The sequence below is a fragment of the Desulfosediminicola sp. genome (assembly GCF_048381775.1).
Taxonomy (GTDB): Bacteria; Desulfobacterota; Desulfobulbia; order Desulfobulbales; family Desulfocapsaceae; genus Desulfopila; species Desulfopila ganghwensis.
Map to the genome: position 1 here is coordinate 275,432 of NZ_JBLXGE010000003.1, position 12,665 is coordinate 288,096.

General features: G+C 42.4%; 11 protein-coding genes. 1 reads left to right on the forward strand and 10 read right to left on the reverse strand.

The window, feature by feature from the left end:
* Positions 1-91: 91 nt before the first annotated feature.
* The 5 genes from ACN5NT_RS06680 to ACN5NT_RS06700 form a co-directional block, all read right to left on the reverse strand.
* Positions 92-1,207 (reverse strand): glycosyltransferase family 2 protein, encoded by a 1,116-nt coding sequence (locus ACN5NT_RS06680; RefSeq protein WP_419174918.1) that lies wholly within the window; start codon positions 1,205-1,207, stop codon positions 92-94.
* Between the two features lie 57 nt (positions 1,208-1,264).
* Positions 1,265-2,470, reverse strand: a complete 1,206-nt coding sequence (locus ACN5NT_RS06685; protein WP_419174919.1) for a polysaccharide ABC transporter ATP-binding protein — start codon at positions 2,468-2,470, stop codon at positions 1,265-1,267.
* A gap of 4 nt (positions 2,471-2,474) precedes the next feature.
* Positions 2,475-3,326, reverse strand: a complete 852-nt coding sequence (locus ACN5NT_RS06690) for an ABC transporter permease (protein WP_419174920.1) — start codon at positions 3,324-3,326, stop codon at positions 2,475-2,477.
* Positions 3,327-3,835: 509 nt separating this feature from the next.
* The gene (locus ACN5NT_RS06695; RefSeq protein ID WP_419175035.1) at positions 3,836-4,189 is read right to left on the reverse strand and encodes a hypothetical protein; all 354 of its coding nucleotides are present in this window, start codon (positions 4,187-4,189) and stop codon (positions 3,836-3,838) included.
* Between the two features lie 459 nt (positions 4,190-4,648).
* A complete protein-coding gene (locus ACN5NT_RS06700; RefSeq protein WP_419174921.1) occupies positions 4,649-5,221 on the reverse strand; it encodes a winged helix-turn-helix domain-containing protein in 573 nt (190 codons plus the stop codon).
* A gap of 469 nt (positions 5,222-5,690) precedes the next feature.
* Between ACN5NT_RS06700 and ACN5NT_RS06705 the strand changes: the two genes are divergently transcribed.
* Positions 5,691-6,770, forward strand: coding sequence for a glycosyltransferase family 4 protein (locus ACN5NT_RS06705; RefSeq protein WP_419174922.1), 1,080 nt, complete (start codon positions 5,691-5,693; stop codon positions 6,768-6,770).
* Positions 6,771-6,781: 11 nt separating this feature from the next.
* On the opposite strand, the gene ACN5NT_RS06710 is transcribed toward ACN5NT_RS06705, so the two are convergent.
* From ACN5NT_RS06710 to cdaA, 5 genes are read right to left on the reverse strand one after another with little or no spacing between them, the layout of a single operon-like run.
* Positions 6,782-7,945 (reverse strand): glycosyltransferase family 4 protein, encoded by a 1,164-nt coding sequence (locus ACN5NT_RS06710; protein ID WP_419174923.1) that lies wholly within the window; start codon positions 7,943-7,945, stop codon positions 6,782-6,784.
* 58 nt (positions 7,946-8,003) lie between these two features.
* Entirely contained in the window at positions 8,004-8,870 is an 867-nt protein-coding gene (locus ACN5NT_RS06715; RefSeq protein ID WP_419174924.1) for a glycosyltransferase family 2 protein, read from the reverse strand.
* Between the two features lie 59 nt (positions 8,871-8,929).
* Positions 8,930-10,282, reverse strand: coding sequence for a phosphoglucosamine mutase (gene glmM / locus ACN5NT_RS06720; protein ID WP_419174925.1), 1,353 nt, complete (start codon positions 10,280-10,282; stop codon positions 8,930-8,932).
* On the reverse strand, positions 10,282-11,478 hold the full coding sequence (locus ACN5NT_RS06725; protein WP_419174926.1) for a YbbR-like domain-containing protein: 1,197 nt from the start codon (positions 11,476-11,478) through the stop codon (positions 10,282-10,284). The genes glmM and ACN5NT_RS06725 overlap by 1 nt, the downstream gene beginning before the upstream one ends.
* Positions 11,460-12,242, reverse strand: a complete 783-nt coding sequence (cdaA, locus tag ACN5NT_RS06730) for a diadenylate cyclase CdaA (RefSeq protein ID WP_136798250.1) — start codon at positions 12,240-12,242, stop codon at positions 11,460-11,462. Before cdaA ends, ACN5NT_RS06725 begins: the two co-directional genes overlap by 19 nt.
* Between the last annotated feature and the right edge of the window lie 423 nt (positions 12,243-12,665).

Sequence of the window (12,665 nt, forward strand, 5' to 3'; positions counted from 1 at the left end):
TTCGTAGCTATTCAGCATGGTTATACTATGTCAGCTAAGAAATTTACGTCTGAATAACACTCAGTAGAAGCACATAGAATTTCAAATAACTCTAAGTCAATATAAATGACTTATAAAGATAAGAAAGTAAAGACTTTTTCTCATAAGTATTTAAAGGAAGACACTTGAACAAATCTTGCATCTCTAATCTTCTAGAGTTATTAATTTCTTTTAAATCTCTGATACAATTAATAAGTGGTGCGGATAGATTATCCGTCCTGTCAAGGGTTGAGATAACTCGTCTAGTGTATAATCTACTCTCAATAGAATACGACATTTTCATAGAATCGTATTTTTCCAATATATTTCTTATGCAATTCTCTGCGAGTTCATTAAGTAACTCCAAACCTTCAGTGTTAACGTTTCGGTTTATAAACTGTGATGTCCTTATAGCTCCGTCTGCCAAAGCGAGCATGCCCTCTGTGCATTCAATTACCTTTCTAACATTATTGCCATACTTCCCGTGATATTTTTTTAAGTGAACTAAAACATCAAAACCATACGCTCCTTCTTTATTTTTATTTATTCCTTTGCTCGACTGATGCCTTCTGTAGTAACAGTACTTTTTATTACAACTATGGAAGCTAAAACCAGCTCCAAGAACTCCGAGCCAAAAGTCATAATCTTCGCATCCGTGATATTCTTCAGCAAATCCTCCGATTTCAAAGAATGCTTCTCGCGGGATAAGGAAAGAGTGTGGAGGGGCGATATTAAGCCGACAAAGATGAAGGTGAAGATTTAATGCAGGGAGGTTCCAACTACCTGTAAACATCGGTTTACCACTACAGTGCAACGAAGTAAAGAGGCGGGTTGGGCTAACGGATATAGCCCGATCTTCCAATTTTTCAAGGTGCTCAAATTTAATTGATAAGTAATCATTAGGAATGAGATCATCAGCATCAAGGAACAAAAGGTATTTCCCCTTACTATTAAATGCACCATTGTTTCTCGCAGAAGATACTCCAGCATTTGCTTGATAAATATAACCAACAGTTCTGTTGTATTTATTTATAATCGCTTCAGTTTCATCCGTTGAACCGTCATTTACAACAATTATTTCACAGTTGACATTTCGCTGGCTTAATACACTACGAAGGCAACTTTCTATATAATGGCTATAATTATAGGTTGGTATTATTACTGAGATATCATACTTTTTTTTTGCCATATTGTCACTGTTGAGAAAAAAGAATTGAGAAGTGGGTTTGTTTTCCTTTCTAAAAATCTAGTAATTTATTATTGTCCATCTTCCTAATATTTGAGGAATACTTCCTGCAGAAAACGCCCCAGTCACTGTCAATTTTGTATAGTTCATATATTTTGCAAGAATTTCACCAAACCCGTCTCCTTGAATTGCAATTGATAGCCAATAAACACCTGGGCCTAGTGTAAATTTTCCGAGGTCTACAGTTATGTCTATCTTATTTCCGTTATTCGTGATGGATATGTCGCTAAATTGTGAAACACATTGTGAAACTATACGCATGTCAAGTGAAAAAAAATTAAATGAAATGCAAGGGCTTTTATATTTACTATCGACAGTAAGGTTGCAGTGTATTTTTAAATTACTACCATATACTATTGATTGAGTGAGCGTATTATCATCAGATAGGAAATGTGCGAAGTTAACTCTGGCCTTACCAGTATCTATGAATTGATAATAATCATCTTTGATCATGGAGTTGGAATACAACTCTATTCCTTTGGAAACATCTCTCCCTATATATTTCACTCCTTCATGGTCGATAAATAGAACTTGATCGCAGATTCGAGATATTTGCGGCATGGAGTGAGATACAAAAATAACCGCAGTAGAGGGTAGCATTTTGTATATAGCGTTAAAGCATTTTGCTTGAAATGATATATCACCCACTGCCAACACTTCATCAAGTATGAGGACATCCGGCCTTAAGTGGATCGCGATAGAAAAGCCTAACCTAACATGCATACCAGAGCTATAATTGCGCACCGGGCTGTCCATAAAGTCTTCAAGCTCAGAAAATTCGACAATTGAATTGTATTTTTCTTTTATTTGACTTTTGCTAAAGCCCAATATAGCTCCAGCAGCATAGACATTTTCTCGACCACTGAGAACGGGGCTGAATCCAGCTCCAAGAGCGATAAGGGCTCCTACCTGTCCCTTTATTGTTATTACTCCACCGTCAGGGCGGATCAATCCGTTAAGCAAGCGGAGCAGTGTCGATTTGCCGGCCCCATTAGGTCCAATTAGACCTAAGCACTCACCTCGTTTTAGTGTAAAACTTATATCATTCAGGGCCCAAAATTCTCCTTTACGTAATTTTCTAGCTAGTTGGTTATTAAGGCCACAAAATTCTCTTGCTAGATCTATAAGCCCATACCAAAGAGACGTTTTAAGGTTTCGGCAAAATTTTTTTGATAACCGATCAACGTAAATCAGTGTTTCTTTCATGTCGTTAGGAGCTTATTCTTTCAATGATAATTGGCATAGAAATTCGATAAAGGTACCAAGAGAGCAAAAGGAGTATAGAGATACACACAATGATGACAAGAAATATTGTGATATTTTGCGGAAAAACACCTGTCAAAAAGTCTCTTGCTGTAGTTATAAGGCAAGTTAATGGGTTTAAAATAAAAAGTTTTTTTGCCCACCCATCTGCAGGTATTGGATAAACTACTGGTGAAATGTACATTAGAAATTGCATAACTACCGGAACTCCCTTTCCAACATCTTTATAGAGCATCCCTATAGGAGTTAGTATGAGACCAAATCCGGTACCTGCTAAAATAAGTGAGCAAATAGCAAAAGGGTAAAATACAATGGTATATTCAATGGAAATTCCAACAATTAACAATCCACCTAATATTATAATAGATTTGATGGTGGCATTGAAGAGTGTTTTATAAATCCCAGCAAGGATAAGGGATTCTTTGGGAAAGTTGATTTTAGCTAACATTGATCTCGCGGCATTGGCTTGCATCAATGGAGCGTTGACAGATTCCATAAAAATGGCCCAGAGAGTGGTGCCAGTAAGGATATAAACCGGATAAGGAATTGAAGTATCTTGAATATTCGTTATTCCTGCCTGCTTAATGAATAACCACACTGCAGTATTAGCCAACGGGAAAAGAAATGCCCATAGAATTCCAAGCATTGCTTGGCGATATTGGGATTTAATATCTCTAACTGCTAATTGCATTCCGAGTTCATGCCCGGCAAGCAGATCCTGAAACATAACCCCTATGAGTTTTCCTGGTTTCCGTAGTTTTGTGCTCGCCTTGTAGGTAATCGTCTTTATTTCAGTCATTGAATTATACTAATGGTGGTGTTTTGCGAGGAGTTAATTTTAGGATGGCTTCATTCGTCCACTTGGGAGAGAAAAAAGTGGTTCCAGTTCATTAGAATGGATCGTGGCATGCATAAGGTGGGGTCTTACTTTTCTACTCATGCCACGACTGCAAATTAAGATGTGCTACCAAGCCCATCATAATACTCTTCCATTGGACGCTTCCCATTAAAAAATGAATGTGGCCTCCGGTGTTTATGTAAGTAAAAAAAACCTTGAGTCATTTTCTGAGTTCTGAGCAGGTCACAACTTCCTGCAAATATAGACATTCCCACTTCACAGAGCGCCAGAGGCGGGCAATAAAAATATTATCCACCCAACGTCCCTTCCCATCCATCTAAAATCGGATGCCAATTGATCTTAGTACGCTAATAAATTCAAAGCTGGTGAATTGACCTCCGTGATCAGTATTAAAAATCTCTGGAACACCGCACCGATTAATGGCATCTCCCAAGACAGCAACACAAAAATCATTGCTCATGGTGTTTTAAAGACGCCACGCCAGGAACGGCCGAGCTATGCCAATCCATAATGGCCACGCGGTACAAATGGCCTCGTGGCAGGTGGATGCAGGTTATTTCGGCACACCACACCTGATTGGGCCTCTTGGTTTGCATGCCTCTCAGCAGGCAGGGGTGTTTCTTGTGGGCCAGGTACCCGGTGCTGGTTCGTGGCTTTTGACAAAATGCTACCGGACCAATATTGCACATAAGTCGCCGTACTCTGTGCCTTCCAACAGAATTAACGAGATTTCGTACATGGAGCCTCATCTGCCTCGTCCCGAAGATAGGCGTTTCCAGAAATTGTGCATCTAGTAACTTAATTAACTTCTGGTTCTCAGGCCTTTCTCCTTTCGGTTAATAGTAAAATGTTGAACGCTTGAGCCCGAATAATTCGCATTGCCTTGTTATTGGCAACTTACAATGTTTTCATAGGACCAACATCTCCCTTCGTTCTGTGGTCAGCGACAAGCGAAGGCTCTTTGTAAAAAATCGTTCTCTATCGTGAGTTGCGCAATCTTGGCATGGAGGCCCTTATTCCCAGATGCGTGATCGGTTTGGCGCTCTTTCTTCATACAGGAGAACGAATCGACCATTCCCTCCTGAGCCTGCGTTTTTCCATTAAGTGATCATATTTGCGTGAACCCCGTACCTGATAGAGAGTTCAGCGAGCGTGTAATCCCCCTCCGTAATAGCTTCGAGGGCAACCGTTGCTTTTAACTCCGCAGAATATTTCCTTCTCTTGGTCATGTGCGAAGTCTTTTTTAATGTTTTGCCTCCACCTTAACGACCTGTCCGGATTTCGGCACCCAATTCTTCCTGTTGCCACAAGACAAATTGAGGCCTGTTTTCAAGGACTGTGCATATTTTTTGATATTCTTCTTGGTTGAGGATTAATGTTCTAATTTTTCGATCAATATATCTTTCCGCCTTTTGTGTCAGATCTTGAAGATTGCTTTGATCAATGTCCCCAATTAGAAGCAAGTCTATAATTCCTGTATCCCTTCCAATTGCATAGTCATCTACTAGTATTGCTTTTTCTAGCTTCCCAAGACGCTTGATTATGGATTCAAGAATTTTATCCATCCCCAATGCTTTTTTCACCATCGAGTGGAGTTCTAAAAAAACAGGATGCTGCTGGTTTGCAGAAAATAAAACTTGACGCCCATTTTTTCTGCTAATCAAAAGGTCTGCATCTCTAAGTTGGTCCAGTTCTTCCTTGATATGACTGGGGGATGCATTAAACTCACCTGCAAGTTCACGCAGGTAAGCGCTCCCTTCAGGATTGAGGAATAGTCGCATCAAGATTCGAATGCGTATTTTTGAAGTGATGAGGCCAGAGAAAAGAGATGACATAGCTTTAATATTCTATTTTATTGTTCTGTTTTTTAGAGCAATATTCATTGATTCCAGCTGATTGTCAAGAGGGATAGCGTAACTCGACTAAAAAAAATTGACACTCAGTAAAGGAAGACGTGAGAAGTGGTCCCGTTTCGTTGGACATGATTGGGGCATGATTAAGGTGGAGCCTTACTTTAGTGTTGCAAGATCAACTTTAAACGGCTTAAACAATTTTTTTACACCTTTTTAGGCAAGAGTGTTGCACTTATTACTTGAATCTAGCTTTCAAGGTTATTAAAGCGACTCATTGCCTACTCTTTTCGAATCAGTTTTGTAGCCAACATCGTTGGATGTTATAGCAATGAATCATTCACACGGTAAAGCCTATGAACTCTGACCTTGGCCCTAAGGCCAAGGGTTTCTACATCCGTCTAAAAACTCTGGCCAATCTATGAAACTAACCTTTTTATGCAAACGCCACTACATGAACCATGATGTAATTCTTGATAAATATGGTCGGCTTTACCAGATTCCCTATGAGCTTTCTCTGCTCAAACACGATGTATTTGGCTATTGCCTGAATTACAGGCGTTTAACCAATAACAGTATGCCTCAAAGGGCAACAGGCCTTAAAAATGATTTGCTACGCTGGGAATCCTTATATGCAGGCTTATTCGGGATTAGAGTCCCCTTATATATCAACCGACTCATTTCTGAATTTCAACAGCAGAGGCCGGATGCAATCATTGCCAGCTCTGATGTATTGCATGCGATACTGGCGCATAACATATCACGTCGTACCAAGGTGCCCTTCTTTTTAGATCTGTATGACAATTATGAAAGTTTTGGAATGTGCAAAATACCTGGATTGCGTTGGGCTTATCGTAGAGCGTTGCGTGCTTGCGACGGGATTTTTACTGTAAGTTCTACACTCCATGATTTTATTAGCACCATATCACCCAATACCCCTGTACACACAATTGAGAGCACTATCTCAGCAGGATGTTTCCAGCCTGATAATAAACTCCTATGCCGTCAGAGACTGGGGTTGCCTTTGAATGCAAAACTCATAGGGACCGCCGGAGCCTTATCAACCAATCGGGGAACAGAATATTTGTATGACGCCTTTAAGGTTCTGAGGCAACAGGCAAATGATGTATACTTGGTCCTAGCCGGTCCTACAGGCGACAATCCACCACCCCGAGATCCTAATATTTTATATTTGGGAGAACTACCCCATGAGTCGATTCCATCATTTTTCAATGCACTGGATGTAGCCGTCATCTGCATGAAAAATGACAATTTCGGCAAGTATGCTTTTCCGCAAAAAGCATATGAGATCCTCTCATGTGAGGTTCCAGTTGTATGTGCCAGAATTGGGGCAATCTCGGCGCTTTTAAAGGAACACCCCCAATGCCTTTACGAACCAGATAGCTCTAGGAGTTTAGCTGAAAAAATAACCCTGCAACTATCAAATCCGTTCATTCCCGAGATTCTAATACCAACATGGGCTCAACAGGCAGAAAAGATAGCAAATACGATACAAGCTTCAATTGAACGCTAATTTGCTCCCTGTTAAGCACGGTTAAAAATTTCTTCATACTTGTCTTTGACAATAGACCAGTCAAAATTTTGAATACACCTCTCTGTGGCTGCTTTAATAGTTTTGGCCATCTGGTCGGGGTTCTCAAAGGCGTTCAAAATTTTTTCGGCAATATCAGATGCAGATCTTTCCTTAACTATTAGCCCGGTTATCCCATTTTCGACTATATCTCTAATACCTCCATTGTCGGTCGTTATTAACAAACAACCACACATACTTGCTTCCACTACTGTAAGGCCAAGCCCCTCTGAAAGTGACGGAGTTATAAAAATAGAATGGTCACAATAGATGGAAGGCAGCTTTTTGTTCTCAATTGCCCCAAGAAAAACGACATTTTTCTGAAGCTTCAAGCTAACAGTGAGATCTTTTAAATTTTCCTCATCCTCTCCCGAACCGACAATAGTCAGTGTGCACTCAGGCTTTTTATGAACAATTTTTGTCATCGCCTGAATGAGATATCCAATCCCTTTCTTTTCTGTCAACCTTCCTACATAAAGTAATTTTGGATCAAACTTACATCCCTTGTCGCATCTGAACAGATCTTTATCTACTCCCATAGGAACAACTGTTACCTCGGTCGCCAAAGTAGTCTTCCGTGAGACTTCTATCGCTAGGGCACTACTTACAGCTATAGTAGCCTTTGAATTGTTGATGACCCACCTTCTCAATTTATCGAATAAAGGACCTGTAAGACCAAACACATCTGTACCATGCGCGGTTACGACAGAGCTAGATTTACCAATCTTGGAAGCTATTACTCCTATAATACCGTTAGGAATCAGCCAATGTGAATGAATAATCCTAGGAGATACTTGTCTGCTAAGCTTTAAAGCAGCGAAAAAAGAACCTAACAAAAGAAAAGGGACCAGAAGCCAATACATCTTATTCTGCTTGAGCGTTGGCAGTATTCCAGTCGATCCGGCAAGTTTCTCAAGTCTGGCAAAAAAGTATCGGAACCTATGGACATGAACCCCATCAATGCATTGATAACGCTTAGCTTGGGGGTACATAGGAGTGGTTACATGCACCTCATAGTCTTCAGTCAACCGCCGACATAATTCGAAGACAAAGGGCGGATCGGTATCATGTTCCCATCGTGGGAAAGTGGTAGTAATTACAACGATTGTCGGTTTCATTAATGGGAAGAGGAATTAAGAATGGCTGCTAAATCAGCAAAGAATATGTACCAGTGCGTTATTTTACCCGGTCATAGCGCATCTGGGTTATCTGCTCAGACACCAGGCCAATCATGAAAATGATCACAGAAGTGCTGAAAAGAAGTGCGGACATGTTAGTGAATCGGGATTGGGTTACATAGGTGTAGAGATAATACCCCAACCCTGTTGAAAATAGAGCACAACTGAGTGGCAAAAAGAGCCTCATCGGTGAGAAAAGTGTTGCGATCTTGAATATAATAAGAAGAAAACGGATACCATCCTCAATCAAGCGTATCTTGCTCTTGCCCACCCTCTTTTTACTTACGATTGGTACGTACTTTAGACTGCGTCCCATTCTCAGGTATGCCATCGTCAAGGTCGTCGGATAAGAGAAGGTGTTTGGCAACAGGTAGATGAAATCTGCTACAACTCTTCTCCTGACCAAACGAAAGCCTGATGTGAGATCTTCGATTCTGAACTTGGTTACATATGACGCAATCTTGTTATAAAACGTATTCGCCAAATCTCTATGCAGCGAGGTTTTCGATTTCTTGCTTCTGGCACCGACAACAAGATCATATCGCTCTTTATGTTCAAGCAGCAGTTTAATATCTTCGGGATTATGCTGACCGTCAGCATCCATCATCACTATCCATTCGCCTTTGGCAACACGTAATCCACTCTTTATTGCCGCACCATTACCTATGTTATATGGGTGTGGCCAAACATTGGCTCCCGCATCCATTGCTTCCTGCACGGTCTTATCGGTCGAACCATCGTCAACAACCAGTATTTCAAAATCCGGGTACAATTCTCTTACCCTGCGTACTGTTCTCCCTATGCTCTTTTCCTCATTGTAGGCAGGCATAAGGACGGTTACTTCTACTCCACTAGCTTTATCCACGGAAACAACTCTCTTTGTAGTTCTTCAACTATTCAATTAGTTCTAACTAGAAAAACTCACTAGCCTCTGTCAGCCCGACGGATTACCTCGCAGAGTTCATCAGCAATAGTGTCGATCTCAGTTTCATCCTGGCCCTCGACCATTACCCGGATTAAAGGTTCGGTGCCGGATGGACGCACCAGAATGCGACCGCTTTTTCCCAGTTTTTGCTCAAGCTTTTTCAAAGTTTGGGGGAAATCCGGAATGGTATCAACCGGAATCTTTGAAGACATCCGGACATTTTTCAGGGTTTGGGGAAAACACTCCATGACGTTGGCCAGCTCTGAGAGCGTCTTTTTGCGCTTTTTCATGATCGCCAGCAGCTGCAGGCCCGCCAGGATGCCATCACCGGTGGTGATATGATCGAGGAAAACCAGATGACCGGATTGCTCACCACCGAAAGAGTATCCCTTCTTCCTCATACACTCGACCACATATCTGTCACCCACGTCTGTACGCACAAGATTACCGCCCATACGCTCCATGGCGACTTCAAGGCCCATATTAGACATGCTGGTAGCAACCAGGGTCTTCTTCTTCAGCTTACGCTGCTTCATCAGCTCCTGGGCGCATATAGCCATGATGTGATCCCCGTCCACGATTTCGCCATGCTCGTCGCAGACTATCAACCTGTCACCGTCGCCGTCAAAGGCCAGGCCGATATCGGCACCGAGATCCTTTACCTTCCTGGCCATCAACTGCGGATGAAGCGCACCACAGTCCTTGTTGATGTTGGTGCCATCCGGGTCTACACCCAACTTGGTCACCTTGGCCCCGAGTTCACTGAAGACGTATGGCGCCACACCATAGGTCGCCCCGTTGGCGCAATCGATGACTATATGAAAACCATCAAGAGTATACTTTTTAGGAAAGGCGTTCTTTAGAAAGACAATATATCTGCCCTTGGCATCATCGATCCGGCTGGCCTTGCCAACCTCGTCCGCCACCGGCCTCAGCGCTGCCATTTTCTGTGAAAAGATCAAATCCTCGATATCGAGCTCAACCTGATCGGGCAGTTTGAAACCGTCACTGGAGAAGATCTTGATCCCGTTATCCTGAAACGGGTTATGGGATGCGGAAATGACCACACCTGCATTGGCACGCATGGAGGTGGTGATAAAAGATATACCCGGGGTTGGCAGCGGGCCCACCAATAAGGCATCCACTCCCATGGAACAAATACCTGCAGTAAGGGCATTCTCCAGCATATAACAGGAGAGCCTGGTGTCTTTACCAATGATAATCCGGTTACCTTTGGCTTTATCTTTTACTATGAAGGCAATCGCCCGACCAACCTGCATGGCGATTTCAATGGTCATGGGATAAATATTGGCAACTCCGCGTATACCGTCAGTTCCGAATAGTTTTCTCATTACTCTTTTACCAGGATTTTCTTTCTATCTGCGGTAATATGTAAAACGCCATCTATTTTTTTATAATAGCTACCGTTTTCTTCACCCTCAATAATCTCTTCTTCAAGCATTTCCGCGGCGTCACTGTCATCTGAGGCACTACCTTTCTCTGCTTCGATTACCTCTTCAGTCTCTTCTTCGCCTTCTATAGAACCCTCAGGGTCTGTAATCTCGTCTTCCTTTTTAATCAAAGTAACTGATTCGGGCCTAACTGAAAGGACCTGAATTGGCAGTTGGACATCCTGTCTTGGCACAGCTATCACAGGTAACTCACCGTCATCAGCAGAATCCCCTACAGCCGTTACCGAAAAGAGCTGTTGCAAATCGGCATTTTTCCTCATCAACAATACCGGAACATTAGCCAGTATTTCCACCTGCTTTGGCTCAACTTCCCGTAGCTCACCCCCAACATAGCCTATTACAGCAACTTTGCTGATTCGTTTCTGGACCATTCGGGGTTTAATAGTGATATCAGCCGTGACCGACGTCTCACCGATAAGATCAACTATCGCAGGATCGAGATCGAGAGGAACCTGCACCTGCCTTGAGGCAGACATACCACTTACATCAATTATATCTGTGAGCAAGGCATCTGCATGGGAAAGAACGGTTTCAGGCCCGGTAATGGTAATATTATCGGGATTCATCTGCATTTGCACCAGGTCATAGCCTGCCGCCACATCCCCGGTGGTTACCGGCATGATCTTAAAGGACTTCTGAATAAGCTTATCGAGTGAGAGAATTACTGTAGAAGGCTGAATCCTTAAAACCGTCACCCCCCTGGGAACCCGGATGGCTTTATTATCATTTTCGATGACATTGGTTCCGGGAGTCGCATTAGAGAGGTTTATCTGCCTGGTAACGGACTGATTTTCCATATCTTTCAAAACAGATCTCGGTCCACTTACGGTTACTTCTATCTCCTTTTTAAACTGATTGGAGATAACCAGGTCCCGTGGCATATTGATTATTTCAATCGGAACCTGGATATTTTTATCAACGATATCCTCTCCCCCGACGAAATACCACAACACGGTCGCCAGCATCAATGACGCGAACTTCAGCACCCAGTCCCTGGTACCGATCCGCTGCAGGCGTCGCAGTGAAAAAAGATCTCTTATGAATTGGATAAAACTTTTCAAAACCACGTTTTCCATGAATTAATATTCCCTTCCTTGGGAATAAAGATCGCTCTCAAGCTGTTGCTCAGACTGATTTCATCGCTAACCGTCGTCAATGCTCCGTGACGGACCACTGAGATTTCCTGAGTCTCCTCGGAAACAACCAGCACCACGGCATCAGTCTCCTCCGATATACCTATGGCAGCCCTGTGCCGTGTACCATATTTCTTATTGATGTAAGGATTTTGGGTAAGTGGCAGGATGCAGCCCGCAGATTGCACTTTACCTTTATGAATAATCACGCCGCCATCATGCAAAGGTGAGACAGGCATAAAGATCGATATCAGCAACTCCTTGCTCAGCTTTGCATTCAGATCAAAGCCCGATTCGACATAATCCTGAAGCCCTGTCTCCCTTTCAATGACGATCAGTGCACCTATCCGTCGTTTTGAAAGGTAAAACACAGAGCGGATAATTTCATCCAGATCCTTATCGGCCACATCCATTGTCTTTTGAAACGGGGACTTGCCCACCTGGGTGAGAGCTCGACGGATATCTTGCTGAAACACGATGATAACGATTAACAGGATGGAACTGAGAAAGGTCTGCATCAGCCACATCAACGCGGAAAGATCGAAAATCTTTGCCAGAAAATAGACGATGGTGAGAATGCCAAGCCCGAGCACCATCTGCACCGAACGGGTGCCGCGTATGATTGAAATGAGCTGGTGAATAATAAAGGCAACGACTAGAATATCGAGAAGATCTTGCCAGCGGAAATAACTAGGAACTTCAATCATTGAACGTTAGTCTTCGTATTATCGTGAAATTATCGGTTTGAGAGTGCCCAACATCAGTGATGCAATGGAAATCACACACTAAAGATTTACTTATACCATATTGTTAATCTACAGGGTAACAACTTATTTTGCCAAACATATTGCAGCCGTCTCGAAACTTTTCGACAATTCTTCTCACAATTCTCAATTATACAAATCCAAGCACTCTCCACTGCATCTTTTATACAGGATTGCCTGTCAGATTAAATACATTATTTCTCCTGCCTTCCCCTCCTGTGTCTGGTAACAAATTATTTACAATTATTTTGATTTTGATGTATTTTCATACTTGAAAAATGCCTAAACTCCAGGCATATCTTGTCACCTGCAACGAATGGTGATACTCTCTTCTGACCTTGCAGCAACTTCGGTTATCTTGAGCAG